Origin of the sequence: Paenibacillus enshidis (assembly GCF_042136365.1) — a bacterium.
Taxonomy (GTDB): Bacteria; Bacillota; Bacilli; order Paenibacillales; family Paenibacillaceae; genus Paenibacillus; species Paenibacillus enshidis.
The window spans coordinates 31,142-58,087 of the sequence record NZ_JBHHMI010000016.1 but is presented as its reverse complement, the minus strand read 5'-3'; the positions used below and the strand labels follow the sequence as shown (position 1 = coordinate 58,087).

General features: G+C 48.9%; 24 protein-coding genes. 21 read left to right on the top strand and 3 right to left on the bottom strand.

Annotated elements, in window-relative coordinates; translation table 11 throughout:
- Positions 1 to 263: 263 nt before the first annotated feature.
- The 3 genes from trxB (at position 264) to ACE41H_RS17085 (ending at position 3,091) form a co-directional block, all read left to right on the top strand.
- Positions 264 to 1,205 carry a thioredoxin-disulfide reductase gene (gene trxB, locus ACE41H_RS17095; protein WP_375356692.1) on the top strand — a complete coding sequence of 314 codons (942 nt, stop codon included), beginning with the start codon at positions 264 to 266 and terminating at the stop codon, positions 1,203 to 1,205.
- A gap of 39 nt (positions 1,206 to 1,244) precedes the next feature.
- The gene (locus ACE41H_RS17090) at positions 1,245 to 1,475 is read left to right on the top strand and encodes a glutaredoxin family protein (protein ID WP_375356691.1); all 231 of its coding nucleotides are present in this window, start codon (positions 1,245 to 1,247) and stop codon (positions 1,473 to 1,475) included.
- Positions 1,476 to 1,675: 200 nt separating this feature from the next.
- Positions 1,676 to 3,091 carry a DNA-binding protein gene (locus ACE41H_RS17085; RefSeq protein ID WP_375356690.1) on the top strand — a complete coding sequence of 472 codons (1,416 nt, stop codon included), beginning with the start codon at positions 1,676 to 1,678 and terminating at the stop codon, positions 3,089 to 3,091.
- Between the two features lie 327 nt (positions 3,092 to 3,418).
- On the opposite strand, the gene ACE41H_RS17080 is transcribed toward ACE41H_RS17085, so the two are convergent.
- A complete protein-coding gene (locus tag ACE41H_RS17080) occupies positions 3,419 to 4,591 on the bottom strand; it encodes an ROK family protein (RefSeq protein WP_375356688.1) in 1,173 nt (390 codons plus the stop codon).
- Positions 4,592 to 4,755: 164 nt separating this feature from the next.
- On the opposite strand from ACE41H_RS17080, the gene xylA reads away from it, so the two are divergent.
- The 17 genes from xylA (at position 4,756) to ACE41H_RS16995 (ending at position 23,062) form a co-directional block, all read left to right on the top strand.
- Entirely contained in the window at positions 4,756 to 6,072 is a 1,317-nt protein-coding gene (xylA, locus tag ACE41H_RS17075; RefSeq protein WP_375356687.1) for a xylose isomerase, read from the top strand.
- Between the two features lie 87 nt (positions 6,073 to 6,159).
- Positions 6,160 to 7,656, top strand: coding sequence for a xylulokinase (gene xylB, locus ACE41H_RS17070; protein ID WP_375356686.1), 1,497 nt, complete (start codon positions 6,160 to 6,162; stop codon positions 7,654 to 7,656).
- Between the two features lie 316 nt (positions 7,657 to 7,972).
- Positions 7,973 to 9,100 carry a transglutaminase domain-containing protein gene (locus tag ACE41H_RS17065; RefSeq protein ID WP_375356684.1) on the top strand — a complete coding sequence of 376 codons (1,128 nt, stop codon included), beginning with the start codon at positions 7,973 to 7,975 and terminating at the stop codon, positions 9,098 to 9,100.
- Positions 9,101 to 9,197: 97 nt separating this feature from the next.
- Positions 9,198 to 10,499, top strand: coding sequence for an MFS transporter (locus ACE41H_RS17060; protein ID WP_375356683.1), 1,302 nt, complete (start codon positions 9,198 to 9,200; stop codon positions 10,497 to 10,499).
- 395 nt (positions 10,500 to 10,894) lie between these two features.
- Positions 10,895 to 11,485, top strand: coding sequence for a TerD family protein (locus ACE41H_RS17055; RefSeq protein WP_375356682.1), 591 nt, complete (start codon positions 10,895 to 10,897; stop codon positions 11,483 to 11,485).
- 49 nt (positions 11,486 to 11,534) lie between these two features.
- Positions 11,535 to 12,113, top strand: coding sequence for a TerD family protein (locus tag ACE41H_RS17050; protein WP_375356681.1), 579 nt, complete (start codon positions 11,535 to 11,537; stop codon positions 12,111 to 12,113).
- Positions 12,114 to 12,263: 150 nt separating this feature from the next.
- Positions 12,264 to 12,710: a tellurite resistance TerB family protein gene (locus ACE41H_RS17045; protein WP_375356732.1), complete on the top strand. Its 447-nt coding sequence runs from the start codon at positions 12,264 to 12,266 to the stop codon at positions 12,708 to 12,710.
- A 28-nt stretch (positions 12,711 to 12,738) separates the two neighbouring features.
- Entirely contained in the window at positions 12,739 to 13,317 is a 579-nt protein-coding gene (locus ACE41H_RS17040; protein WP_375356680.1) for a TerD family protein, read from the top strand.
- A gap of 101 nt (positions 13,318 to 13,418) precedes the next feature.
- Complete coding sequence (locus ACE41H_RS17035) at positions 13,419 to 14,684, top strand: TerD family protein (RefSeq protein WP_375356679.1); 1,266 nt, start codon at positions 13,419 to 13,421, stop codon at positions 14,682 to 14,684.
- Positions 14,685 to 14,771: 87 nt separating this feature from the next.
- Positions 14,772 to 15,500, top strand: a complete 729-nt coding sequence (locus ACE41H_RS17030; protein WP_375356678.1) for a MeeY/MeeF family manganese export membrane protein — start codon at positions 14,772 to 14,774, stop codon at positions 15,498 to 15,500.
- Positions 15,501 to 15,620: 120 nt separating this feature from the next.
- Positions 15,621 to 16,832: an HpcH/HpaI aldolase/citrate lyase family protein gene (locus ACE41H_RS17025; RefSeq protein WP_375356676.1), complete on the top strand. Its 1,212-nt coding sequence runs from the start codon at positions 15,621 to 15,623 to the stop codon at positions 16,830 to 16,832.
- Positions 16,813 to 18,153, top strand: a complete 1,341-nt coding sequence (locus ACE41H_RS17020; RefSeq protein WP_375356675.1) for a phosphoribosyltransferase family protein — start codon at positions 16,813 to 16,815, stop codon at positions 18,151 to 18,153. Before ACE41H_RS17025 ends, ACE41H_RS17020 begins: the two co-directional genes overlap by 20 nt.
- 18 nt (positions 18,154 to 18,171) lie before the next feature.
- Complete coding sequence (locus tag ACE41H_RS17015; protein ID WP_375356674.1) at positions 18,172 to 19,299, top strand: cysteine protease StiP family protein; 1,128 nt, start codon at positions 18,172 to 18,174, stop codon at positions 19,297 to 19,299.
- Positions 19,296 to 20,114: an HAD family hydrolase gene (locus ACE41H_RS17010; RefSeq protein WP_375356673.1), complete on the top strand. Its 819-nt coding sequence runs from the start codon at positions 19,296 to 19,298 to the stop codon at positions 20,112 to 20,114. The genes ACE41H_RS17015 and ACE41H_RS17010 overlap by 4 nt, the downstream gene beginning before the upstream one ends.
- A 16-nt stretch (positions 20,115 to 20,130) precedes the next feature.
- A complete protein-coding gene (locus tag ACE41H_RS17005) occupies positions 20,131 to 21,156 on the top strand; it encodes an ATP-grasp domain-containing protein (protein ID WP_375356672.1) in 1,026 nt (341 codons plus the stop codon).
- A 119-nt stretch (positions 21,157 to 21,275) separates the two neighbouring features.
- Positions 21,276 to 21,956: a hypothetical protein gene (locus ACE41H_RS17000; RefSeq protein WP_375356671.1), complete on the top strand. Its 681-nt coding sequence runs from the start codon at positions 21,276 to 21,278 to the stop codon at positions 21,954 to 21,956.
- An 11-nt stretch (positions 21,957 to 21,967) separates the two neighbouring features.
- The gene (locus ACE41H_RS16995; RefSeq protein WP_375356670.1) at positions 21,968 to 23,062 is read left to right on the top strand and encodes a toxic anion resistance protein; all 1,095 of its coding nucleotides are present in this window, start codon (positions 21,968 to 21,970) and stop codon (positions 23,060 to 23,062) included.
- 520 nt (positions 23,063 to 23,582) lie between these two features.
- Here the strand turns inward: ACE41H_RS16995 and ACE41H_RS16990 are convergent.
- Both ACE41H_RS16990 and ACE41H_RS16985 read right to left on the bottom strand, forming a co-directional pair.
- Positions 23,583 to 23,870 (bottom strand): hypothetical protein, encoded by a 288-nt coding sequence (locus tag ACE41H_RS16990; protein ID WP_375356669.1) that lies wholly within the window; start codon positions 23,868 to 23,870, stop codon positions 23,583 to 23,585.
- A 523-nt stretch (positions 23,871 to 24,393) separates the two neighbouring features.
- Positions 24,394 to 25,527: a virulence factor gene (locus ACE41H_RS16985; protein ID WP_375356668.1), complete on the bottom strand. Its 1,134-nt coding sequence runs from the start codon at positions 25,525 to 25,527 to the stop codon at positions 24,394 to 24,396.
- A 382-nt stretch (positions 25,528 to 25,909) separates the two neighbouring features.
- Here ACE41H_RS16985 and ACE41H_RS16980 point away from each other — a divergent pair, with 382 nt between their 5' ends.
- Positions 25,910 to 26,929 carry an MBL fold metallo-hydrolase gene (locus tag ACE41H_RS16980; protein ID WP_375356667.1) on the top strand — a complete coding sequence of 340 codons (1,020 nt, stop codon included), beginning with the start codon at positions 25,910 to 25,912 and terminating at the stop codon, positions 26,927 to 26,929.
- The last annotated feature ends 17 nt before the right edge of the window (positions 26,930 to 26,946 follow it).

Genomic DNA, 26,946 nt, shown 5'->3' with positions numbered 1-26,946 from the left:
ATTATAAGAAAAACGTCTATCGACGTACAATCAAAGAAGACAGACCGCGTTTAGCAGTAGTTTTTCTTGGGGTCAAGCTCAAGCTGCGGATATTCAGATTTTCTAATGTATGCTTCTGTCCGGACGGATGATGCTATTCCCGGTAAATGCTTTTATTGTGATGCCTCATCATTTTAAGCATGACCCTATTATTTTGTATGAATACAAAAAAAGCAACCTGTATCCTGTATAGTAACGATGATCGAATTCTGGAGGTTGATACCATGTATAAATCTATTATTGTCGGAACCGGCCCTGCCGGGCTTACAGCAGCTATCTATCTGGCGAGAGCCAATATGAACCCGCTTATCATTGAAGGCCCCCAACCTGGAGGCCAGCTTACAACAACGACTGATGTTGAGAACTTTCCAGGCTTTCCTGATGGAATCATGGGACCGGAACTGATGGATAATATGCGCAAGCAGGCTGAACGCTTCGGCGCAGAATTCCGGACAGGCTGGGTCAACAGTGTGGATGCAAGCAGCCGTCCCTTCAAGCTCGAAGTAGAAGGAATCGGCGAGCTTGTTACGGAAACGCTGATCATTTCGACCGGCGCAACCGCTAAATATCTGGGGATTCCTGGAGAGCAGGATAATGTTGGACGGGGCGTAAGCACCTGCGCTACGTGTGACGGTTTCTTTTTCCGCAATAAGGAGATTATTGTGATCGGGGGCGGAGATTCCGCTCTTGAAGAAGCGAACTTCCTGACACGCTTTGCTTCAAAAGTGACGCTGGTGCACCGCCGTGAAGAGCTGCGGGCCTCCAAAATCATGCAGGACCGTGCGCGCGGAAATGCGAAGATAGAGTGGGCTTTGGACCGTACTCCGCTCGAAGTGGTCGCTTCTGAACAAGGGGTTACAGGGCTGAAAGTAAGAAATAATAAAACAGGCGAAGAAGAGCTGCTCGAAGCCAGCGGTGTGTTTGTCGCTATCGGGCATCATCCGAACACCGGCTTCCTGAACGGTCAGATTACAACCGATGCGAACGGTTATATTGTAACGACTCCCGGCACCTCCGAAACGAATATCGCCGGTATCTTTGCCTGTGGAGATGTGCAGGATACACGTTACAGACAGGCCATTACAGCGGCAGGCAGCGGATGCATGGCCGCAATGGATGCGGAAAAATTCATCGAAAGTCTGGAACACAGCCCTGTTTCGCTGTAAAATAGTGAGTAAGGTTATAATTTAAATGAGGTGATTAAAGTGGAAAAAGCGATCGTGTATACATCTACAAACTGCCCGCATTGCAAGCAGGTGAAGAGCTATCTGACAGAGCAGGGGATCGAATTCGAAGAACGCAACATCGAAACGAATGAAGCCTATGCGCAGGAAGTATGGGATATGGGTGTCCGCGCCGTGCCTCTGACGCTGATTGGTGAAACACGTATTTCGGGTATGAATAAAACCCAGTTTGCCAAAGTTCTGAATAAATAAGCTTCTGTAGAAGGAGGCTTCATCCTTTAAATTGTAGAAGCCAATGCCTTAAATAAGGTAGTGGCTTCTTTTGCTTAAGTTGATGCAAATGGATTGACCACTGTAAAATATAGACATATAATCTTGGTATATTCAATTATGGCTTGCAAAATATGCGGGTTTTCCTGAAAGGGATTGTTTAGTCTACAGGGGGTGTTAACTTGGACCATAACACCACGATTCGTTCACAATTGGAAGAGCATATCAGACGGGAGAGACAGACACTTCAGAGCTTTGCAGATGCAGCCGGTGTTAACAGAGGAACGCTCAGCGGCATTATTAACGGGAATCCTCCCAGATTAGTTTCGCCTGGTCAACTGGATCTGATCACGGCAGGCATGGGTTTGCCCGAGGGAGCTCTGTATGAAATGTATGCAGACGAGTGCTTTCGCGAGACGGCTGCCCACTGGAGGCGCCTTCGTCCGTTTCTGCTTCGTTGTGCGCAGTTAAAGAAGCTTGACTGTATCAACAAAGTACTGGATCGCCTTGCGGATAATTTGTCGCATATCCCGGACATCTTTGATACGGCCGAGATCATGTATGAGAATAGCTGGCATGAGGCGGCGCTGTTTCTCTACGAGCGTGTCATTGAAAGTGAAAAGTACAGTCATTCCGAACGGCTCGCGGTCAGCCATCTCCGCCTTTTTCAAATTCACGAGAAGGATGAGCGCAGCAATCTGGAGTCTGCCCTGCGTTTTCATTCATACCGTTGGCGGCTTCCCGAGGCCCTTGTGCTGGACGGGCTGCATATGCTGGCCGAGTTTTTCGCGGTCAAACAGCAGTGGGATAAAGTTATATTTTATTCGGATGAGCTGTGTGAACTGACCGGGGGATTATGCCGGACAAGCAGACGCGATTGGGATGCTGAACGTTATGCGCTCCGGCGTCCGCTAGTGTTTTATTACGGCAAGAGCCGTCTTCTCAAGGCCAGCGCCTATGAATATTCCGGCAGATGCGAGGAGTCCAGGCAATTTATCGCCGAGTATGCGGAGCTGGGCTGGTTCCGTGATCTGGATGAGGCAGGGCAGCGCTATGTTGAGCTATTCCGGTTGTTCGCCAGGGCCAACACGATGTGCGTAGACGTCAAGATGGGAAAGAAGGGCGCGGTCGCTCCTTATGTGGAGCTGCTGCTGGAGCAGCCGGAAGAGATTCTTGAGGGCGTGATCACGCTGCTGGAATCCGCCAATAAGTACGGTTACTTTATCGATGAGCAGCTTGGGCTGTTCGCCGGCCATCTGAACTACTACAGTGTCACGGATCCGGGCCAGTGGGAGAGCCGGTATAAAGAGGAGTTTAATTTTGTCCGTCTTGCTTCGTATTACAGACATCTTGCTGTCTACAACTTCAGGAAAGAACGGTTTGAGGAAGGACTCCAAAATATTCTGGACGGCTTTCATCTTTCAGTTCAAATCAACCAGCAGGATCATATCATAAAATGTATGACTCTATTTGAACAATACCGCAATTATGCTACAGTCCGTCTGCAGTACCTGTATGCCTATATTTGCGGAAAGGTGGTAAGCAATGAAGCGCAGGAGAACAGTCATCATGCTGTCGGTCCAGGTGTTAACGGTTAATGCTTCGATGGCTGAAGGGATGAACTACTGGGGTCATGGTGTCGGGCTGATATAAAAATGCGTGTTCAAAAAGTCAGGTTTTCAGCACCGAGAAGGTTGAATGAAGCTAGGGATTGAGGAGCGGAGCGTACATGGGGTACGTGAGCACCGGAAGGCCCGGCTGAATTCAAGATTCGATGTCGAGTCCGCTTCCTGACTTCCTTCGTGATCAAAAGATGACTTTTTGAACAACCTCTGAAAGGGAATAGCAGGCGGAGTGTGGCCCAGTCTGAGGCAGCAGCCCCGCTCACCAGAGGCTTCAGGGCTGGTTGCCAATGTCATAACCCGTTAGACCGATACACGGACATGACCCAGATATGCGGAGATGGCTGAATAGGCAGAGCCCAGCACGGTAGAGCGGCTGCCCAGCTGTGAGAAACGGACATTCAGCTCTCTCCTGTGGTACGGCAGCGTGCGCTCCGCAACCTTGCTTTGCAGCGATGGCTCAAGCCAGGGACGGGCTTCGGACAGGTGGCCGCCGATGATGACGAGCTCCGGGTTAAAGCTGTTGACGATATTGGTAATGCCGATGCCAAGATACGTACCGATGTCTTCATATACGCGCCGGGCTGCTTCGTTTCCTTGGCGGACAAGCTCAAGCAATCGCATCGTGCTGCTGGATGGCAGGTCGTACGCTGTATGGTCATAGGCTCTTTCGGAAGCGTAGAGCTCCCAGCAGCCCCTGCTGCCGCAGGAGCAGTGAAGGCCGTCCCAATCGATGGACATATGCCCGGTTTCGCCCGCATAGCCCCATGCACCTTTGTATGGTTTGCCATCCATGATGATGCCGGAGCCGATCCCCGAACCTACGCTGATGTAGACAAGATGGCGCGGTGCATGCTGCTCATCGCCGGTCATACCGTAATGGAGTTCGCCCAGTGCGCCGGCGTTCGCTTCATTGTCCACCGTAACAGGGAGGCCGAATTCCCGTTCAAGCGGCTGCCGCAGCGCGGTATTGTCCCAGCCAAGATTGGGGGCGAACAGAACAGTGCCTTCGGCATCGACCATGCCCGGCACACCAATTCCGATGCCGACGATACCGTGAGGGGAAGAGGGAGCGGCCTGAATAAGCTGAGCAATCATGCCGCGCATCGTATCAAGCACGAATGTGACTTCCGTAGCCTCAAGCGCAGCATTCCGTTCCTCCACAATATGGCCTTCCAGATCGGTTAAAACCCCTTTTACATAACTTACGCTTAACTCAATTCCGATGGCATAACCGGCTCCCCGGTTAAATAACAGCATCAGCGGTTTTCTCCCTCCGCTGGATTCCCCGGGGCCTGTTTCGCGTACCAACTGATCTGCCATTAATTCGGAGACCAGATTGGAAACCGTGGCCTTGTTCAGCCCGGTGCGTGCTGACACCTGCGCGCGGGAGAGCGGGGCATGGAACCGGATGGTATCGAGCACAATCGATCTGTTCAGCTTTTTGACGAGTGCCTGATCACCTGTGACGTTCATGTGCCCACTTCCTGTTCTGAATACTTTTTAACTATCTTAAAAAAAATACTTAGTTTAAGCAATAGACAAAGTTCTGTGGGCTGTGTTAGTATAGCGGTGTAAATGATATTGAGAGATAAATAAAATCCGCAAGAACCTAATATGAGACCGGGAGGCGTAATCAAATGGCTTACTTTGAAAACGTTTCAAAAATTAGTTATGAAGGCAAAAACTCTACGAATCCGTACGCGTTCAAATGGTACAATCCGGACGAAGTTGTCGCAGGAAAAACGATGGCTGAGCATTTTAAATTCAGCATGGCTTATTGGCATACATTGACTGCAGGCGGCTCTGACCCGTTCGGTGCAGAAACGGCCGTTCGTTCATGGGATCACCTTAAAGGTCTTGACCTGGCTAAAGCGCGGGTTGAAGCTGCCTTTGAACTGATGGAGAAGCTGAACCTTCCATATTTTGCGTTTCATGATGTGGATATTGCTCCGGAGGGCTCCAGTCTGAAGGAATTCTATGCCAACCTGGATACGATTGTGGATCTGATTGAGGAGCAAATGAAAGCAACGGGCAAGAAGCTGCTCTGGAATACGGCCAACATGTTTACAAATCCTCGCTATATGCACGGTGCGGCTACCACCTGCAATGCCGATGTATATGCACATGCTGCTGCCCAGATCAAAAAAGGGCTGGAAATCGGCAAACGCCTCGGCGGTGAAAACTATGTGTTCTGGGGCGGCCGTGAAGGCTACGAAACACTGCTTAATACGAACATGCAGCTGGAGCAGGATAATCTTGCGCGCATGTTCCAGATGGCCATCGACTATGCCCGCGAAATCGGCTTTGAGGCTCAGTTCCTGATCGAACCGAAGCCAAAAGAGCCAACGAAGCACCAGTATGATTTTGATGCGGCCACTACGATTGCTTTCCTGCAAAAGTACGGATTGGATAAGCACTTCAAACTGAACCTTGAAGCAAATCATGCGACGCTTGCAGGGCATACGTTCAATCATGAGCTGCGTGTAGCCCGTATGAACGGCATGCTCGGATCGCTGGATGCGAACCAGGGAGATATGCTGATCGGCTGGGACACAGACGAGTTTCCGGTCGACATTTACGATGCGACCCTTACGATGTATGAAGTGCTGCAAAACGGCGGCCTTGGCAAAGGGGGCGTGAACTTCGACGCGAAGGTCAGACGCGCATCCTTTGAGCCGGAAGATCTGTTCCTGGCGCACATTGCCGGTATGGACACATATGCCAAAGGGCTGAAGGTGGCGGCAAAGCTGATCGAAGACCGTGTGTTTGAGGATTTCATCGAGAAACGGTACAGCAGCTTCAAGGAAGGCATCGGACAGGATATCGTATCAGGCAAAGCTACCCTTGCCTCCCTTGCGGAGTATGCGCTGAATAACGATCAACCGCGCAAAAACGAATCCGGACGCCAGGAATGGCTGAAGGCGACGCTTAACCAGTACATTTTGGCTGAATAATAGTTCGTTTGATTTGAAAAAAGTTACCGCTGGCGGCAGTCAGCGGTAGCTGTGTCTCATATGAGCAACCGGTAAGGGGATGAGAACATGGAGCGTTATGTGATCGGCGTGGATTTGGGGACCAGTGCGGTGAAGACGGTACTGGTGACCCGTGAAGGAAAGGTGGCTTACGAGGCATCGGAGGCTTATCCGCTGCATCAGCCCAAGCCGGGATACAGCGAGCAGGACCCGCAGGATTGGGTGGAAGGAACCGTGGCTTCGCTGCGCAAGCTGGTGGAACAGGCCGGAATACAGGCTGAAAGCGTGGATGGCATCAGCTTTTCAGGCCAGATGCACGGGCTTGTGCTGACGGACGAAAAAGGACAGGTGCTGCGCAGAGCCATTCTGTGGAACGATACCCGTACGACTGAGCAGTGCCGGCGGATTGAAAACGTCCTGGGTCCCAAGCTTCTGGGCATCGCGCGCAACCGGGCATTGGAGGGCTTCACGCTGCCCAAGCTTCTGTGGGTACAAGAGCATGAACCTGAACTGCTGGCACGTGCGGCACATTTTATGCTGCCGAAGGATTATGTGCGCTTCAGACTGACCGGCGAGCTGGCGTCGGAGTATTCAGACGCGGCGGGAACGCTGCTGCTGGATGTGGCGGGCAAGCGTTGGAGCGAAGAAATCGCGGCCGCGTTCGACCTGCCTTTGTCGCTGTGCCCTCCGCTGGTGGAATCCTTTGATCAGACGGGAGGTCTCCTGCCGGAAATCGCCTCACGAACAGGACTTGCGGCAGGAACGCCTGTATACGCCGGCGGAGCGGATAACGCATGCGGAGCGATCGGCTCCGGCATTCTAAGCGAAGGCCAGACGATGTGCAGCATCGGAACGTCGGGGGTTGTCCTTTCTTACGAGGAACGCAAGGATCTGGATATCAAAGGCAGAGCTCACTTTTTCAATCATGGCGAGAAAGATGCCTACTATATTATGGGGGTGACGCTGGCAGCAGGCTACAGCCTTACCTGGTTTAAGGAGACGTTTGCCCCTGAGCAGCCGTTCGAGGAGCTGCTGCAGCAGGCGGAAGGCGTTCAGACCGGCAGCGGGGGGCTGCTCTTTACACCTTATATCGTCGGTGAACGCACGCCACATCCGGATTCGCAAATCCGCGGCAGCTTTATCGGCATGGATGCGAGCCACAAGCTGCCCCACTTTACCCGTGCTGTCCTGGAGGGCATCACCTTTTCACTGAAAGAATCCATCGATATTTTGCGGAGCACCGGCAAGGTGGTAAACGAGGTGGTCTCCATCGGTGGTGGCGCCCGCAGCGAGCTGTGGCTGCAGATGCAGGCGGATGTGTTCAATGCCACGGTCATCAAGCTGGAAAGCGAGCAAGGTCCGGCGCTGGGGGCTGCGATGCTGGCGGCATATGGCTGCGGATGGTTTGATTCTCTTCAGTCTTGCGCACAGGCGTTTATCCGGCCGGCCAAGCGTTATTCTCCGGATGAAGAGGCTGTACGGCAGTATGAAAGGCTGTTCGCTCTATACCGTGAGGTATACGGCGCAACCCGTGGTCTAAATAACCAATTATCCGAATTCAGATAAGTGTGGCACAGAACAGCAAGCCAGTGGGAGTGTCTCAGGGTCCATGGACCCGGGGGCGCTCTTTTTTGTTCTAAAACGACACCTCGCAAGTGCTACTTCTTTGGGAAAAAGTGATATTCCAGATGATCCCGACCGAAAAAAAACGGCAAAATTCGCAAAAATCTGCAATATTTTTTATACGGACTGTAATCGTTTTATGGTAAAATGGTTGTAATTTCCTGAATTGCTTTAGCTGATTATAGGTCCAAAGCATGATATTTTTTTGGGATATACATATTTCATGCTGCTAAATTACTAAGAAAGGCAGGAGCTGCTCATGAAGAAAACCATTGGCTCCAGAATGTCCAGGCTGCTGGTAGCAGGCTCACTCCTCACCGTCATGGTTCCGCAGGTTATGGATTGGGACAATGCATATGCGGCGGGTGCAGTGAATACGGCGGCCTCCATCTCAGCCGATCAGCTGCAGCAAAAGCTGGCCGATGCGATGCAGACCCGCAGTGAAACGATATCTTTCACGTACAAAGGCAATGTACAGGAGCTCAAAAGCAGGCTTCAGACCGCAATTGATCAGGCCATGATAATTGACCCTTACATAAACTATACGATCAAGAGCTATGAATTCAGCTACAAGGGGACTGCCACATCGGCTGATGTAACCGTAAAACTGAACTATCGGGAGACCAAGGAACAAACGGCTTTCGTAGACAGTACGGTTAAGACGGCACTCGCCCAAATGATAACTCCGCGCATGTCTAATCATGAAAAGGCGAAGGTTATACATGACTGGATTGTAAAACGGCTTAAGTATGATGAGACACTGCAGAAATATACGGCCTATGACGGGCTGAGTACAGGCAGTACAGTGTGCCAGGGCTATGCTCTGCTGGCATATAAGATGCTTAATCAGGCCGGCATCCCCAACCGGATCATAGAAGGAAGAGCAGGCGGGCAGCTTCATGCCTGGAATCTTGTGCAGCTGGACGGCAAATGGTATCATATGGATACCACTTGGGATGACCCGACGCCGGACCGTCCCAATGAAGTGAGCACCACATACTATATGCTGACTGATACGGAAATGCGGCAGGATCACGCCTGGACCAAGCAATATCCGGCTGCCAGCACGTCCTACCGGGACACGCTGAACAGCTTGATCGCGCCAGGCGGCGCAGCATCCAAGGCGTACAAGCAGCTGTATCAAGCCCTCGAATACGATTTGACTCAGAATGGAAATACGCTGAGTACGGCCAGTGACATTAAGACATTAGCCAGCAAAGCGATGAAGAGCGGTTCGCGTTCTCTGCTTTTTGTCTACAAGGGGAGCGAGAGCAAGTTGAAGCAGGATCTGCAGGTGCTGTACAAGTTGGGGGTCAAGTCTGTTTCTTATAAAGTGAGCGATTTAAAGGGGACGGGCGGGCTCAGGGTAGAGCTTTCGTGGACATAATTGATAATATGATTTTAAAACTTGTGGCCGCAGTACACTGCGGCTTTTTTGCTGCACAGTGGAAAGTGTGCCGAAAAATGCAGAGTAAGGAGTACATATGCACAAAAGGTCATTTACTTACTTGATAGGTACTCAGTCGATGTCGAACGCTGCGGATGTGTTGTACATTATGGCGTTAATCTCCCTGATCTTTCATGGGACCGATTCGATCATCACCGCCATTCTGATTCCGCTGCTGCGCATGGGGACCCAGATGATCAGCGGCTTCTTCGCCCCTCTGCTGCTGGCCAGATTCCAGCTTCCGCTCATTCTGTTTATCTCCCAAATGGGACAGCTGCTGCTGTTTGCAATTCTAATATTCCATTTGTGGATGACAGGGCCCTCCGGGGGCTGGACTATCGTATTTATATTGGTTATAGCTTTATCCTTCCTGGATGGCTGGACTACTCCCGCGCGCAACTCACTAGTGCCGCGGCTGGCCCCCGGCGCTGCCTTAATGAAGGCAAACAGCCTGATTTCTGTCAGCGACCAGACCGTTCAGCTTGCAGGCTGGGGTTTGAGCGGTGTGCTGGTGGCCGTATTGGGAGCGGAGAAAACGCTGCTGCTTGCGGGGGGACTCTATGCAGTCGCGCTTGTTTTTACAGCATTGATCCGTGATCCGCTGGAAACGGACGACAGATACTGGCTGAATCCCCACACCCGTGTCCGTTCTGAGGAAGGGGCAGAAATGGCGGGTTCTCCGCAGGACGATTCCGGACATTCCGGAAAGACGGAGCGGTGGAAGACGATGCAGGAAGGCTGGAGGCTGATCGCTGCCAGCAGCAGGCTGAAGCTGCTTATGTTCATCGATATGGTGGATATGCTTGGCGGCTCGGTCTGGGTAGGGGCCTTTACCCTGGCGTTTGCCCAGGAAGTGCTGCATAAAGGCGAGGCCTGGTGGGGATACATTAATGCTGCCTATTTTGCGGGAGCCATAGGAGGGGGGCTGCTGGTGCTGGCTTGCACCCGTCTGCTGGAGAAGAGGCTGTTCGGATCAATGGTGGCAGGCATGTTCGGCTATGGTGTATTGACAGCGTTTTACGCACTGAACGAATCGGCTGCCCTGACACTGCTCATCGTGCTGCTGATGGGTCCGCCCGCAGAGCTGTCAATTGTTAGTCGAAGAACTTTAATTCAAAAAAGCGTGGGGGATGCGGATTTGCCGAAAGTGCTGTCAGCCCAGGCGGTGCTCATGAATCTGATGTTCTGTGTCTCCCTGCTGCTGATGGGCTGGATCGCCGAAAGGTTCGGGATCGTGAATTTGTACCTGTTTGCTGCCGGATTGACAGGTCTTGCGGCTTTGATCGGTTTGTTGTGCAGAAGGTTTTTTCGGGATCACGCCGTTTCCGGAATGCATTAATTGTATAGAAGAGATTTGAAAATTATAGAGTCAGTCCGTTTCCAGGGGGAACGGGCTGTTTATTGTTCATTATTATCAAGACTACGGCACCAGTACACATCTTTTGCTAGTAGTTCCAAAGATATAATCTGTTTTTCCTAAATGTTATTTTGATCTGGGAGAATTTCCTTTTTGAGCAGGAGAAATTTGCATTTTTTTGGTGAAAAATCGGACATTGCGAAGAATTATAAGGTATAATTGAGATAACGACCCAATAGACGCAAAAATATTATGCAAATGAAACCATATATTTCCCCTATGCGTAGTAGAAGAGTAAGATGCATGCGTCTAGTTTTTTTTGGGTTATTAGTACTATATTTAAGTTTGGGAGAAAAATCCCGGGGAGGGTGTCGAGTTTGGGGATTTCGTTGGTTAAAGGGCAGAAGATTGACCTGACAAAAGGGAGTTCAGGCCTCTCATTTCTTACGGTAGGTTTGGGGTGGGACCCGGTTCAGACAAAAGGCTTTTTCGGGAGGAAAAGAGGTGCGAACATTGATTGTGACGCCTCGGCTATCCTGCTGAATGGACAAGGAAGACTTGAGAAAGATTCCAATCTGGTCTGCTTCTATAATAAAGTTAGCGGATGCGGCTCTGTCAAACACTCCGGCGACAACTTAACGGGTGAAGGCGACGGGGATGACGAGCAAATTATGATTGATTTGAAAAAGGTTCCCGCCGATGTCGAGAAGATTTTGATGGTCGTTAATATCTATCAATGTGAACAACGCGGCCAGGATTTTGGAATGATAGAATCCGCTTATATTCGGGTTGTGAATTCACAGAGTAATGAGGAGCTTGTCCGCTTTAATTTGACGGATAACTACGGCGGATATACAGCTCTGCTGGCCGGGGAAATCTATCGGCATGATGGAGAATGGAAGTTTAACGCTGTGGGCGAAGGGGCTCACGCTGCTCATATCGATATTTTGGCGCAACGGTTCCAATAATTCATTGTAGATTTGAACTATATAAGCTATATAAAGGAGAGATTTAATCATGGCAATCAGCTTATCCAAAGGACAAAAAATCGATCTGACAAAAACAAATCCGGGTCTTACGAAAGTGGTTGTAGGTTTGGGCTGGGATACCAATAAATATGACGGCGGCGCCGACTTTGACCTGGATGCCTCTGCTTTTTGCTTGAACGGAGCAGGAAAAGCCCAGACAGAAACAGACTTCATCTTCTACAATAATCCGAAAAATGCAAACGGATCTGTTGTACATACCGGCGATAACCGCACTGGAGAAGGCGAAGGGGACGACGAACAGCTCAAGGTGGATTTGGCTGCCGTTCCTGCAGACATTGAGAAAATTTCATTCTGCATCACGATCCATGAGGGTGCGGAACGCAACCAGAATTTCGGACAAGTATCGAACGCTTTTGCACGGATAGTCAATGAAGAAACCGGCGAAGAGCTGATCCGTTACGATCTTGGCGAGGATTTTTCCGTGGAGACGGCGATCGTTGTTGGCGAATTGTACCGTCATAACGGCGAATGGAAATTTAGCGCTGTCGGCAGTGGATATCAAGACGGCCTCGCCGGGTTGATCCGTGACTTTGGCCTTTCCGCTTAACCGGACAGTGATCCAAACAAGAAAGAAGTAAGCATTTTGGTTGCATTTCATACTTTATGCTGGTAATGAAACAAACAACGAGCTGATACGACTTTTTTTATCATTTTATCGTAATTAAACAATTGGAGGTTAACCTAAATGTCAGGGGCTATGAACGCTTTCCAAGGATGGCTGTCTCGTACAAAAGGAACTCTTTCCGACAATGTGAAAAAGTTTAAAAACAAGGATTTGCTTGAAGCGATCGTAGCAGGATGTGCCATTGTGTCCGTTGCTGACGGAACCATCGATGCTTCAGAAAAGCAAAAGATGGCCGGATATTTGGGCCGCAGCGAGGAATTGAAGGTATTTAACATGAGCGAAGTGATTGAACGTTTCAATCATTATGCCGGCAATATGGATTTTGATGTTATGGTTGGCAAGCAGGAAGCGATGCGAGTCATCGCTAAATTCAAATCCAAACCTGAAGTTGGAAGAATCATTGTGGGAGTATGCTGTGCAGTGGGGGCGGCTGACGGTGACTTCGACGAGTTGGAAAAGAAATCCGTTAGAGAGATCTGTGAGGTGCTTGGTGTAGCACCAGGAGATTTCGGGCTCTGATTATAACTTATAAGGGGGAAATTTAATCATGGCAATCAGTTTATCCAAAGGGCAAAAAATCGATCTGACGAAAACGAATCCGGGTCTTACGAAAGTGATCGTAGGCTTGGGCTGGGATACCAACAAATATGATGGTGGTGCTGACTTTGACCTGGATGCCTCAGCCTTTCTGCTGAATGCCGCAGGCAAAGTGAGTTCCGATCAGGATTTCATCTTCTATAATAATCCGTCGAACAGCAATCATTCCATAGCCATTTCTGGTGATAACCGTACCGGTGAAGGTGCGGGGGACGACGAGTCGGTCATGATAGAGTTGGCCAATGTGCCGGCTGAGGTTCATAAAATCGCTTTCTGCATTACGATCCATGAAGCAAGAGAGAGAAATCAAAATTTCGGCCAGGTGGCCAATTCATATGTCCGTGTTGTGAATGAAGCAAACAACGAAGAATTGATCCGTTATGATCTCGGTGAAGACTTTTCCATTGAAACGGCTATCACTGTGGGAGAGCTGTACCGGCATAATGGCGAATGGAAGTTTAGTGCGGTTGGCAGCGGCTTCCAGGATGGGCTTGCCGGATTGTGCCGGGATTACGGAGTAACCGTTTAATAGGGGAATGGTTATGAGTTACGGCTTAGATGCTCAGTAATATCAAGCCGGGTGCGGGGTCATCAGCACCCGGTAATGAGTTTTTTGAAAGGTTGGTATAGATGACGATTACGTTGATCAAAGGCCAAAAAGCGGATCTTACGAAAACGAACCCTCACTTGAAAAATGTTGTTATTGGCATGGGCTGGGAAGTTGCTCATGGCGTGGATATCGATTTTTCCTCCTTTCTGCTGTCTGGAAATAGCAAGGTCACGCAGGATTCCGATCTGATCTTTTACGGCAATCCTGCCGGTCCCAATCAGTGTGTAACTGTCCGGCAGCAGGCTGCAAATTTGGCCGGGGCAGCGGATAAAGCGCAACTGGAGGTCAATTTTAACAGCGTACCTGACCAGTACGAAAGAATTTCCTTCTCTCTCACCGTTTATGAGGGAGAAAAACGGTCACAAAGCTTTGCAAGGGTTCGAAATACATATATTCGAATCATTGATCCGGCGAACAGCCAGGAGGTTATCCGATTCAATATAGACACTCCTTTCAGTGTGGAAACTGCCATTGTTGTAGGGGAGCTCTACCGGCATCAGGGGCAATGGAAGTTCAATTCCATCGCTGCAGGCTATTCCGGCGGGCTTGAAGCCCTTTGTCAAAGCTATGGCATCGAAGTCAAGGAAGAATCCGCATCTTCACCGGCTCCTCAACCGTCCAAGAGCGTTCTTGCTCCGGCGCCTGTGAATGAGCAAAAGCACACGCCTCCACTTCCGGCCCCTAAGCCTGTCAACCTGTCGAAGATTGAGCTCAAGAAACGCGGAGACAAAATCAATCTGCAAAAGGGTGCGGGCCCGCTGGGCGAGATTTTGATCAATCTAAATTGGACCCAGGGCCAAAAGTCTGTCTTTGGTTCTGCAAGAAAAATTGATCTGGATCTCGGGTGTCTCTTCGAATTACAAGACGGCTATAAAGGCGTCGTTCAAGCTCTGGGAAGACAGTTTGGTTCTTTAGATGACGAGCCCTATGTTGCGCTGGATGGGGACGACCGGACCGGGATGGTGAAGACTGGGGAAAACCTTCGCATCAATGGCAATTATCTCTCGGAAATCAAACGTATACTGGTCTTCGCTTATATCTATGAAGGCATTGCGAATTGGGCGGAAGCTGATGGTATCGTTACTATCAAGCAAAGCGGAGGCCCCGATATCGAGGTTCGCCTGGACGAGCATAATAACCGAAAGGGCATGTGTGGTATTGCATTAATTACCAATGTTAACAATCAGACCTTTAGTGTGGAAAAGCTGGTCCACTATACCTCAGGTCATAAGGAGCTTGATCGAGCTTACGGCTGGAATATGCAGTGGACAACCGGATGGAAATAGGTCCGATATTTTAAAGGGGGAAAGTAAGTGAGCGGTTTTTTCCAGAGTTTAATAGATAATTTTTCTTCATTTTTTAACTGGGAGCATATGGGGCAAGTTTTAAGCGAGCCGGCAAGCTGGGGAATTATATTCTCTCTGATTATCATAGAAGGGCTGCTCTCGGCAGATAATGCCTTGGTGCTGGCCGTGCTTGTCAAACATTTGCCTAAAGAGCAGCAGAAGAAAGCATTGTTCTATGGTCTATTGGGGGCCTACGTCTTCAGGTTCATCGCCATCGGCATTGGCACCTTCCTTGTTAAAATCACTTGGGTCAAGATTGTCGGGGGTCTTTATCTCTTGTGGATTGCGCTCAGCCACCTGTTCAAGCTTGAAATCAAGTTTTATGGAATTCTTCCTTATATTCGCCGTCAGCCTGCCAGCGAGGAAGAGGGAGGAGAAGAGGTCCAAAATAAAGGCAAAGGTTTTTGGCAAACCGTGCTTGCCGTAGAAGCTATGGATATTGCCTTTAGTATTGATAGCGTCATTGCAGCTTTTGGCGTAAGCAATGAAGTTTGGGTGCTGTTCCTTGGCGGCATTTTGGGTGTGCTGATGATGCGGGGGGTCGCACAGGTATTCCTGAAATTGATTGACAAGTATCCGGAACTTGAACAAGCGGCGTTTATTCTCATCATCATTATCGGGGCTAAAATGCTTGCGGCTGTAGCAGGATTTGAGATGTCGCATTATCTCTTCTTTGCTATCCTGATCGCTGTATTTGTCGGGACCATTATTTTCAGCTCCATCCGCAAAAAATCCAGCTCTGTAAAATCCGCATAGTCTAAATTTCGGGTCCCTCCTTTCACTGGGAGGGTTTTTTTTGGATTTTAGAGTGTACTCGCATTTTTGTTGGCAGGTGCCGCAACCTGGAATTACGCTGCATGTCAAGGAGGAAGAAATGTGCGCTATTTTAACTATTTGCAGCCGGAAGAGGAAGCCGGAATATTTCATATAGCCCCGTCTCATTTTACCAACCGGACCCCAAAAGAGACCTTGGCGTATGCAGTGGGCGCCGCCTTATACATGCCGGCTACAAGGCCTGCTATTGTGGAAGACATTATAGACAATAAAATCAAAGGCCTTACCTCCATGGTTATAGACTTGGAAGATGCGGTTGGCGACCATCAAGTTGAACAGGCGGAGGCCTCCATGCTGGATCAAATCTATCGTCTCTACACCATGATCAAGCTGGGAGCAGTCAGTGAAGAAAGCATCCCATTAATATTTATCCGGGTACGGTCACCGCAGCAGCTCAAACGCATCATTACGATCTTTGAAGAAACGACGGAAATGATTACAGGATTTATGCTGCCGAAATTCTCGCTTTCCAATGGGCAGCAATATCTTGAAATCATCCAAAGCTATAATTATACCAAGCCGCTCTCATCACCGACATTATATGGACTGCCCATTCTTGAATCATCGGATGTCATCTATAAAGAAGTAAGATACCAGACCTTATCGGCACTCAGACAACTCATCGCACAGTATAAAGGCTGCATATTGAACATCCGGATTGGGGCTACTGATTTTTCAAGTTTGTTTGGCTTGCGCAGAAGCCCTGACATGACGATTTATGATATCTCCGTGATCCGGGATTGTATTACCGATATTATAAATTACTTTGGACGTGCGGAAGACGGACATGTCATTTCCGGGCCTGTATGGGAGTATTTCAAGTCGGATCGGGTGCTTAAGCCGCAACTGAGACAGACCTTGTTTGAAGAAACCGCAGGCAGGGTAGGCAGAAAGCGCAGAATGGAAATTTTGAATAGATACGTAGACGGGTTGATCCGTGAGATAGCCATGGACAAGGAAAATGGAATTATTGGAAAAACGATCATTCATCCAACCCACATTCTGCCGGTTCAATCGATGTATGTTGTGACACATGAGGAATATATGGACGCATTGTCTATTATCGACAATAACACCGGTATGCTGGGCGTATTCAAAAGCAAATATTCCAATAAAATGAATGAAATCAAACCCCATCTCAACTGGGCGCAGCGAATGCTGGCACGGGCAAGGGTGTATGGCGTGCTTCAAGAAAACGTTAATTTTACAACTCTACTCCTTGGAGAAAAAGAACATGAACAAATACTCATTTAATGTGCTGGATCAATTAAACCTGGATATTCAAATTACGGACAATCCGTATCAGATTCCACTGGATGATCTCTTTGCCCTGGCAGCGCGGATCAATAAGAAAAGAAGCTTTTTATTTGTCAGCAAAATTCTCGGCAAGCATATCCCTGTTAAGCCTCACACTGGTTTGCTGGGCGCATTAAGCTTGGGGCTTCTGCTCCAGGCTCAAAACGGGGAGCAGCTTCCGGTCGAAATGGACGAGATTGTGCGGGGATTCAGCGATCCGGCGGAAGCTGCCAAGCTGCATGAGAAATTGAAGCAGAATCGTCTTCCCGTCCCCAAGCCCACAATATTTATCGGGTTTGCAGAAACCGCGACAGCTTTGGGACATGGGATGTTTGATCTGTTTACAGGTCCAGCCAGATTTATTCATACGACAAGGGAGAACATTCATGAAACCAGTCCCCGCTTGAGCTTCGAGGAGGAGCATTCTCATGCCACAGCCCACCGTTGTTATGCGGCTGATGCTGATTTTTTCAAGGGTGAGGATACGATTGTTTTGGTCGATGATGAAATCACAACCGGCAAAACGGCCCTTAACATTATTAAGGATATCCAGCAAAAGCATCCCAGAAGGCACTATGTGCTGGCAAGTCTCCTGGACTGGCGGTCAGAAGAGCAAAAGTCGCAATTCACGCAGGTTGAACAAAGCATGGGCATTACGATAGATTGTATCTCCCTGATACAAGGAAAAATTAGCGTGAGCGGAACGCCGGAGGTTATGGCAAACCTCTCGCATCTGCCGACGGATGAGGCTGGAGAACAGAGAATCCGCAGTATCTCGCTGTCTGAATATTTTGATCATCTCGGCTATTCTTCCGTCAATTCTCTTGGTGATGTGAATAAAGAGCCGTATCTGAAACTATCGGGACGATTTGGAATGAGTGCCCAGGAAAGCTATGCATTGGATGAATCTATCTCGAATGCAGCAGCGTGTCTAATGCAGTATCGAACGGACAAAAGCACCCTCTGTCTGGGTACGGGAGAATTCATGTATATTCCCATGAGAATTGCGGCGGAAATGGGAGAAGGTATTTTCTATCAGTCAAGCACAAGGAGCCCGATTCATCCGTTTGCGGATGAAGCATATGCAGTCAAGAACAAATTTGCTTTTCAATCTCCGGATGATCCGGCGATTCCTTACTATTTCTATAATGTTCCCAAGGGAGTGTACGGAGAGCTCTTTGTTTTTATAGAACGGTCGAGCCATCCCGATGCTCTTAAATCTTATGAAAAGGCTCTTCTGTCTACGGGCATCCCCCAAATCAATATGGTCTTGTTTTAAGGATAAGGAGTGTACATTATGATACTAGACACCAGACTGCTGTCTCCGCCGTTAATGGGCAGCTATAAAGCGGAGGATGTTGTTTTTCTGCTAAAGAATATAAGCGACGCCAAGCTTGAAGTTCCGACAGAAGACCGGGAAGAAGCGATCCAGGCGGGCAGGCATTACTCCGAAATGCTTCCGGTAGAATACCAGCCTACGCAGGAGTACCTTGATTTATTTCACAGAACATTGCAAAGCACCGCCAAAAAGGTGGCTCTGGCTGCGGCGGTGGCTGCAGAGCTTATTCTGAAAAAAAGAGGATTTAACCTGGTGCTGGCATCTCTGGCCCGTGCCGGAACGCCCATTGGGATACTGATCAAACGTTATATTGAAAAAACTTATGATACAGCCTTGCCGCACTATAGTATTTCGATTATCAGAGGTAAAGGGATCGATGAAAATGCGCTTCTTTATATGCTGCAAAATCATCCATCCAGCGAGATTCAGTTTGTGGACGGCTGGACAGGCAAGGGAGCGATCCGCAAAGTGCTTATAGAGGCTTGCCAAGCATTTTACGAAAAATATCAACTTCGCCTGAACGATGACTTGGCTGTCCTTGCAGATCCCGGCCACTGCTCCCTGACCTTCGGAACCCGTGAAGATTTTCTGATCCCGAGCGCTGCATTAAATTCTACTGTCTCCGGATTGGTAAGCCGGACTGTTCTACGCCCTGACCTTATTGGCCCACATGATTTTCATGGAGCAAAATATTATCGTGAATGGTTGGCTGAAGATGTGTCGAATCTGTTTGCCGATCAGGTATCAGCCTTCTTCGCCGAAGTTGCTGAGCAGGCGAAGCTGCAAGCCGAGCAGCTATACCGGTATCCGGAAGAAGAATCATGGAAGGGAATGCAGGATATAACGCGCATTCAGCATGACTTCGGCATCAGTGACGTTAATTTGGTCAAGCCGGGCGTCGGTGAAACGACCCGGGTGCTGCTGAGACGAGTGCCCTGGAAGATACTTGTTGACCGGGAGGACAATCCGAATCTGGAGCATATTCGTCTGCTGGCACAGGACAGAAATGTCCCAGTTGAGGTTTACCCTGAATTAACATACTCATGCTGTGGAATCATTCGGCCGGCCAAAGGAGAGAAAGTATGATCTTTTCAAGCGATCTGGACAGGACTCTTATTTATTCCAGAAAATCAATGGGCGCAGTTCCGGAGCATGAGCTTGTTCCGGTTGAGCTTTACCAAGGGGAATATATTTCGTATATGACTCAAACCTCTATCGAACTACTGCAAAACCTTGCTGATCAAGCGCTGTTCATTCCCGTTACGACCAGGACAGAGGAGCAGTATAAGCGGATTTTCTATATTCAGGAATTTCTGAAGCCGAAATATGCGGTGACAAGCAACGGCGGGAAAGTTTTGGTTAACGGGGTCATGGATCGGGAATGGTCGGCTCAAATTCAAAGAGCTTTGATGGAGAGCGCCTCTTTCGAGGAGGTAAGAAGAGCGTTTGAGCAGATTAGCTCACCGGAGTGGGTCAAGAAAGTGAATTTTTCGGATGAGCTGTTCTTTACCGTTATTCTGGATCCCGAGCGTGTACCGGTTCCCATTATTGAAGAATTCAGGCACCGTTTGGAGGGCATGGGCTGGCATGTATCACTTCAGGGGAGAAAGCTGTATTTAGTGCCTGCCGGCGTCAATAAAGGGGATGCGGTTCTTTATATTCGCGAGCTTGTGGGAGCACGGTATATTGCTTCGGCAGGGGATTCCCTGCTGGATGAAAGTTTGCTGAGCATCTCCGATCTTGCTTTATCGCCAAGGCATGGCGAGTTGTATGCCCGCAAGCCGGAGAACGAGGGGGTACGATATACACGGCTGTCAGGAATAAAGGCTGCAGAAGAACTCATTGAGGAGATTACAGACTATTTTTTGAATATACAGCAGCAGGTTTCCGGCATTTTATAATGAAGGAGAGAACTTTATGGGCTTACGTATTTGGTATAATCGGACTTTTTCAACCGCAAGCCACTATGCTGAAATGATTCGTCATAACGCGGATCAAAGGCAGTTTGAGATTTATGTGACACATCCAAAAAAACACTCTCTGATGTTACAGATTGCAGATTATGCCGAGCTTGAGCCCAGCTTGCCTGTTCATGAGTATCCAGGGTATTGTCTCGATTTTTGCAAAAAACATCGCATTGATATTTTCATCCCTCATTTCGGAATGTCGGAAATTGTAAAGCATCATGCGGAATTTGCCAGCATCGGGACAAAGCTATTAGCTGCCGGAGATGCCGATCTTATCGGCCTGGTATCTGATAAAGGCAAATTATTTTCAGCACTCTCAGCTCTAGAGGGCATCACTTTGCCGGATTATGAGGTCGTGTCAACTGTGGAGGAATTTAAAGAAGCCTATCACCGACTGAAAGCAAAGGGGTACAAGGTTTGCTTTAAACCGGCGAGCGGAGAAGGGGGCGCAGGCTTTCGGGTGATCCAGGAAGCACGGCCATCGATTATGAGTCTTTATGACACATGCGGACCCTATATTCATCTGGATGAAGCGATTCGTTTGCTTTCAAGTGTTCCCGCGTTCCCGCCACTGATGGTGATGGAGTTCATGAAGGGGCATGAATACAGCATTGATTGCCTTGCGTCCTCATCCTCCTTGCTGGCTGCTGTACCGCGTAAAAAGGTGGAAGGCCGGGTGCGCCTGTTGGAGAAGAACGAGCTGTTAATAGATTGGGCACATCAAATCCATCAAGTATTACCACTCCAGTATAACTTCAATATTCAGGTGATTTATCAGGGGGACAAGCCCAAGCTGCTTGAGATTAACCCGAGAACATCGGGCGGTCTTTATACCTCTTGCTTGACCGGGATCAATTTTCCTTATCTTGCGATTAAATTGCTCCTGGATGAAGAGGTGGAGGTACCTGATCCTGAATTCGGAATTATGGCAACCCATGTCGAAAAAGAGATGGTCATGAAGCGGATCTTTCCATAAAGGGCATATTCAAAAATTGACAGTATAATAGGGCGCCCTGTATCATGAAGGCTAGAGAATACCAAGTAATGGCAGGGCGTTGCATGTCCAACAGCAATCAGTAAGAGGTGAGAACAATTATGCGATATGGTGTAGCAGCAGGGATATCCATTGTCGGATTTTTAATTTCACAGTTTATAACATCCCGCATCCTTCCCGATTTCCTGAACCTATGTATACCGACAATTTTTGCATTATTGAGTATTGGCTACTTGCGCCGTTCGCAAAAGGGAATCAAGTACAAGCCTTACCTGCCTGTGAATGAGCGGAGGGAAACACAGGCTTCACCTAACGATAACCAGGTACAAAATCAGGCAAGCAATCAGGTGTATGACCAGAACGAGCGTGCTCAAGAAGAAAATGATCCGTTTTGGGGACCGGTGATTCAATACATCCATGTATTAGAAGAAATGATCATATCCGAAGGGCAGAAAAATACCCTTGATGATGAAATTGTAGAGAAGACACTAAAGGTGCTCACCCGTGTGCTGCGGCTGATTCCTCAATTAAAGAAGATGAACGATCCCAACATTAATCACAACATTCAGCGCTTGGTCTTTAAAGATATTAACGGAGCCGTCAATCCGTTTCTTAATTTGGGACCTGAGGCGAAACGCCAAAACCGGCGTCTGCTGCTGAACGGAATGAAGGATATTAATTCGAAGCTCTCTCAATACGTCGAAAGCATCGAACAAAAAGATTTAATTGAATTAAAAACACGCATGGATTTAATTCAGCAAAGATACAGTGCGTCAAATTAAGGAGGAACAGCATGTCAACAACTCTTGTTCAAATCAAACCGGTAGATTTAACGAAGGTTGAATCTGAAGCCCAGCAGCTCATTTCCAAAATCTCAACCTCCGACAACCTTGAGCTTGAAACTCTGATGGATTCCATCGGCAGAATGGGCCAAAAAACGATGGAGCAGGCCGGTCAATCCTTGGCCATGCTGCAGCGTCCTGTGAATGATTTAATGTCCGGTAACCGGTCCGAGGTTCCCAATAGCATACTGAAGCTGAGAAGCGAGATTGATTCATTAAGCAAGAGCAAGCAAATCGGATTTTTTGATAGGCTTCTGAAAAAAAGCCCGCTCAAAAATTATATTTATAAATATCAATCGGTGAAAACGAATGTCGATGCCATCGTCTCCTCGCTGCGAAATGGCAAAGAGACGCTGGAAGAAAACGTTGCTTATATGAAGAATCTGAAAAGGTCTTCTATCGAATCCGTTTATAATTTGCAGGTTCGTATTGCAATGGGACATAAATTGAAAGAAATGTTTGAAGCCGAGATTGCCAAGCCGGCAAATGAGCTTCGCAAAACACAGCTGGAGAAAGGGCTGCGCAAGGTTGTAACCCGCATTCAGTCGTTTGAGGAAATGGTGATGCTGTACCAGCAAGCGATCGCCGGTGCAGATATTATTAATGATAATAATGATAAACTCATCGACTCGGTAGATGCGACGATTGATAAAACGCAGCATCTGATTACGGTATCCGCGATGATCGCCCTTGCGCTTCAGGATCAAGTGGAAACGATCAATGCCGTGAATGCCGCAAACCATACGCTGCAAAATATGTTTGAAGACAACGCGCGCTTACTGAAGGAAACGACGCAAAAAACGACGGAACTGCTGGGAAGGCCGGGAATTCAACTCGAATCCATTGACCGAGCCATGAGCGATCTGTTCAGCGCCATGGACCAATATGAGCAATCGAACCGGATTATCATTCAATCGGCTACCGAGCATACCAAGCGTCTGCACGAAATTAATCAACAGGTACATAACCGCTTGGGATTAATGCCTGGCAACTCCGGCAAGACGGATGCAATCAACAGCTCCGGCTCGACTGGCTTTTTGGACTAATCATATTTAAAGCCCAGGGGATTCCATTTGACTGTTGTGAGGCGCTCCGAGAGCGAAGCGTTCCTCCCATCGCAGTTGACCCCACCTCCCTTGGCAAATTAAAGAGCCGAACACTGTCACCTGTGTTCGGCTCTTGCGCGCGAATCTCTGAGGACTAACTATCGGTATAGGTATCGAGGGAAAGATTCCATTTCAATAAAATTGCGAAAAGTGATCGACTCATCTGAAGAAAGGTATCATTTCATACACGGCGCTTTAATACCTTTTACAATGATTTCATCACTTTCATAGAGATAAACGTAATAGACCTTATAATCAAAAACAAGAATACGTCGTGTATTCGCCCAAGGTCCTCTCTTGTATTCATGGTATCCCGCTAATGGCGTGATCGTGGAAAGTCGGTCACGAATGGTTCCGATCAGTTCAACTTGGAAACGTGCAGTTTCTTGAGATGAAAAATGAATACTTCGTATATTGGCAATCCGATTTAACACGCTCTGGGAAAAGCTAACCTTGCGCATTACTTGGAATGGTAATCCTTAAGATACTGAATAGCTTCTTCTGCCGTGTATACCCTTCCGGCCTTGATATCTTCATCAGATGCAAGCAGCATTGCCTTCAATTCCGGGTCAGACTCGATCTCGGCGACAATATCATCCGTATCGGCATGATCTGCAAGCTTCGCAAGTACTGTCAATTTTACTTCTGTGCCCAAAACATCGGCTATAACTTCATTTTGATCATGAAGCAGACTCCAAAGCGCTTCCTGCGTCTGATTATCCAAGGTGACTTTCTTCAAACCCGCCATTCTCATCAACTCCTTATCCCCATTATAACCCGTGGTCGAACGAATAGATACCGTTGTGGCATTCAAACATAAGGTTCCCTACGATATAGTCCACACCGTAAGAAGCTCGCCTCATCCTTTATTTCTTCATGATTATTGCACTAAATTCCTTATGGTCTCTTTCGACAGACCTGATGCTAAACAGTTACAAAGGAATTATACTTGATTCTCACCTGTATTTGTTTATCCAACGAGATTCTGGGGAAAATATAAGTAGCATTCGGCCGCTTACCTCTGCATATCCTAGTTAAAAAGGAGAGAGTGTTAGTATGCTGGGACCCATCTCGTGCGGAATCGTGATTGTATATCTATTGATAGCTGCTGCATCTGAGAGAACAAAAGACATAATGGAAATGGATTAATGGATTGCAGGACCGTCCCGGAGCTAAATAGCTGCCGGGACGGTCTTTGTGTTATTGCTATGTTGCTCCTTCTTCAGGGAAGCTGCGGATGTTTCGTTGTGCATCATACCTTTCAGGCTTCCTCAGGAATTGCGCTTCGCCATCTGCTGCCATACCGTACCTGCGGCCTGCTCTCCGGATTCGATCCGCTCCAGGGCCATTCTGGCCTGCAGGCTGACTTCGAACTCGGGATCCTCCACCGCTTGCTCCAGCGCATCGCGGGCATCCTCGGTTCCGACTTCATACAGGAAACGCGCTGCCCGCCAGCGCACGAGCTTGCTGCTGTCCTTCAGCGCCGCAATCATCGGAGCGGTAGCGGCAGCATCGCCGATGTCGGAGAGGGTATCGCCTGCCGTCCGTCGTACGGAAGCCGAAGGGTCGCGCAGCGCCTCATACAGCAGCTCCATGGCCTCGGGAGTGCGCACATCGCCGAGATAGACTACGCCCAGGCGCCGAACCTGCATCTTCTCATCACGCAGCGCGCGGGTGATCAGCGACAGACGCTCGGGGGCCGGCTCCATGGCATCAATGGCCGCATACCGTACGCGCCAATCCTCGCTGCCCAGCGCTTCTTCAATCTCTGCGTCGGTGTATGCGCGCCGCTGCTCGATGAATTCGCCGCTGTCCTTGCCATGGGCAATGGCCTGTTCCACTACCTTGGACAGGCGCTCGGGCGGATATGCGGCTTCAAGCTCCTGCTCCACCTCACGTGCGATATCAGCCAGCTCGCCATAGCGGATGCCGTAATCAACAAGCTTTCGTTCCTTGATCAGGGTAGCGCTGGCCACCTCAGTGACCGCGTTGACGAAGCGGTCGGCAAGGGAAATGCGCTCCTCCTGTCCGCCTGCTTTGACGCGAATCTGCATGGGAACACCGCGGAAGAACTGCACGAATACGTGTGCTTCCCCGAAGGCTTCAACTTCACCTTCCCCGGGAATGTCCCAGTTCGTGTCCGCCGCGTCCGCGCCGAACTGCTCGCGCACCTCTCCGAGAATGGCTGCCCAGTCGGCATTGCCCTTGCGGTCCAGCGCGACAAAATCAGCGGTGTGAAATACGCTCTTTACCCCGTCGATCCGCAGCATACGGCGGATGAAAGGAGGCGCGGAACGTTCTGTTTCCAGTGTATATGTTTTGCGAATTCCCGGCTCCAGCGATTCGTCCAGGTGAAGCATCATCGTGTTCGGACTCGGAGTCGGTTCGATTGAAGTAATTTTCATGGATTCCAGCGAGCCTCCTTACAGCAAAATAATTTAAAATTTCTTGTAATCTATTGTACATCATTTGTCTGGCGCTTCAAAAGTATGACTGATTTTTGAAGTATAACGGGGAGTTCGGATAAAAGCTGCTTTGAATATACAAAATGCATATATATTCCAATCGAGAAAAGGAGGGCTCGCCATGTATCGGAAAGCACTCGTACGGATTGCAATCAGAGGCGTGTATTATGCATATAATACGTATGATCTGGAGGAAAAAAACGCCTTTTTTCCTTTTGCTCTTGCTTGATTTATACTTATATAGAGAGATAACCCGGATTCATCCGCCGATTAGATATAGCTTCCCGGACGGATGCCATCAAGGAGAGGAGACCATGAGGGAATGCCCAAGTACCGCTTCAACAACATCGACAATGTAAGTACGGATAAAACGCTCAAACAATTCCGGCAATGGCGTGAAGAGCGCCGCCGCAAGATAAAAGATTATTCCTTTACGGTCCCGTTCCATACGGCGGATGTGGAGTTTCTTCATGGCAATAGGGAGGAGACCACAATGACGTGGATCGGACATTCCACGTTTCTGATCCAGTACCTTGGGCTGAATATCGTGACCGACCCGGTATGGGCTGAACGCATGGCCTTGAACCGCCGTCTTGCGCGTCCGGGCATCCCCATTCAGGATGTCCCTCCGCTTGACGTCATTCTCGTGTCCCACTCCCACTATGATCACATGCATATCAACTCCCTGCGCAAATTATACAGTGCGAAGACCCAGTTGATCGTGCCGTCCGGGTTGAAATCCAAAATGATCAGAAAAGGGTTCCATAACTGTGTGGAGTTGAATTGGTGGGAGCATGTCATGATCGGCGGGGTACGAATCAGCTTTGTGCCTGCACAGCACTGGACACGCCGGACGCTTACGGATACCAACACCTCCCACTGGGGCGGATATGTGCTGGAATCCGGGAAACATCTGCCCAGCCATGGAAGAATCCTGCAGAATGAAGGCAGCGAGGCTGAGGAGCCTGTGCCGCCTACGCTGTACTTTGTGGGAGACACCGGATTTTTCCGCGGTTTTAAGGATATCGGGGAACGGTTTGATATTGATGTAACCTTGATGCCGATTGGTGCTTATGAGCCGGAGTGGTTCATGACCTCACAGCATGTTACGCCGGAAGAAGCGCTGCAGGGGTTTCTGGATACCGGGTCCGAGTTGATGGTGCCTATGCATTACGGGACGTTCAAGCTGGCGGACGATACACCGAAGGAAGCGCTTGACAGGCTGGAGGCGGAGCGAAAGCGTCTTGGCATCGCCAGAAAACGCATCCGTGTGCTGGGACATGGGGAAATGCTGCGGATTGAAAACCGGAAGGTTAAGGCGGGTTCCTTATCCTGGAAATAGAAAATCAGCTAGAACAA

What these genes read in the sequence shown, in the direction of transcription:
- trxB (WP_375356692.1), top strand. Translation starts at nt 264, where the DNA reads ATGTATAAATCTATTATTGTCGGAACCGGCCCTGCCGGGCTTACAGCA.
- ACE41H_RS17080 (WP_375356688.1), bottom strand. Translation starts at nt 4,591, where the DNA reads ATGAACGTCACAGGTGATCAGGCACTCGTCAAAAAGCTGAACAGATCG.
- xylA (WP_375356687.1), top strand. Translation starts at nt 4,756, where the DNA reads ATGGCTTACTTTGAAAACGTTTCAAAAATTAGTTATGAAGGCAAAAAC.
- xylB (WP_375356686.1), top strand. Translation starts at nt 6,160, where the DNA reads ATGGAGCGTTATGTGATCGGCGTGGATTTGGGGACCAGTGCGGTGAAG.
- ACE41H_RS17065 (WP_375356684.1), top strand. Translation starts at nt 7,973, where the DNA reads ATGAAGAAAACCATTGGCTCCAGAATGTCCAGGCTGCTGGTAGCAGGC.
- ACE41H_RS17060 (WP_375356683.1), top strand. Translation starts at nt 9,198, where the DNA reads ATGCACAAAAGGTCATTTACTTACTTGATAGGTACTCAGTCGATGTCG.
- ACE41H_RS17050 (WP_375356681.1), top strand. Translation starts at nt 11,535, where the DNA reads ATGGCAATCAGCTTATCCAAAGGACAAAAAATCGATCTGACAAAAACA.
- ACE41H_RS17045 (WP_375356732.1), top strand. Translation starts at nt 12,264, where the DNA reads ATGAACGCTTTCCAAGGATGGCTGTCTCGTACAAAAGGAACTCTTTCC.
- ACE41H_RS17040 (WP_375356680.1), top strand. Translation starts at nt 12,739, where the DNA reads ATGGCAATCAGTTTATCCAAAGGGCAAAAAATCGATCTGACGAAAACG.
- ACE41H_RS17035 (WP_375356679.1), top strand. Translation starts at nt 13,419, where the DNA reads ATGACGATTACGTTGATCAAAGGCCAAAAAGCGGATCTTACGAAAACG.
- ACE41H_RS17030 (WP_375356678.1), top strand. Translation starts at nt 14,772, where the DNA reads ATGGGGCAAGTTTTAAGCGAGCCGGCAAGCTGGGGAATTATATTCTCT.
- ACE41H_RS17020 (WP_375356675.1), top strand. Translation starts at nt 16,813, where the DNA reads ATGAACAAATACTCATTTAATGTGCTGGATCAATTAAACCTGGATATT.
- ACE41H_RS17015 (WP_375356674.1), top strand. Translation starts at nt 18,172, where the DNA reads ATGATACTAGACACCAGACTGCTGTCTCCGCCGTTAATGGGCAGCTAT.
- ACE41H_RS17010 (WP_375356673.1), top strand. Translation starts at nt 19,296, where the DNA reads ATGATCTTTTCAAGCGATCTGGACAGGACTCTTATTTATTCCAGAAAA.
- ACE41H_RS17005 (WP_375356672.1), top strand. Translation starts at nt 20,131, where the DNA reads ATGGGCTTACGTATTTGGTATAATCGGACTTTTTCAACCGCAAGCCAC.
- ACE41H_RS17000 (WP_375356671.1), top strand. Translation starts at nt 21,276, where the DNA reads ATGCGATATGGTGTAGCAGCAGGGATATCCATTGTCGGATTTTTAATT.
- ACE41H_RS16995 (WP_375356670.1), top strand. Translation starts at nt 21,968, where the DNA reads ATGTCAACAACTCTTGTTCAAATCAAACCGGTAGATTTAACGAAGGTT.
- ACE41H_RS16990 (WP_375356669.1), bottom strand. Translation starts at nt 23,870, where the DNA reads ATGGCGGGTTTGAAGAAAGTCACCTTGGATAATCAGACGCAGGAAGCG.
- ACE41H_RS16985 (WP_375356668.1), bottom strand. Translation starts at nt 25,527, where the DNA reads ATGAAAATTACTTCAATCGAACCGACTCCGAGTCCGAACACGATGATG.
- ACE41H_RS16980 (WP_375356667.1), top strand. Translation starts at nt 25,910, where the DNA reads ATGCCCAAGTACCGCTTCAACAACATCGACAATGTAAGTACGGATAAA.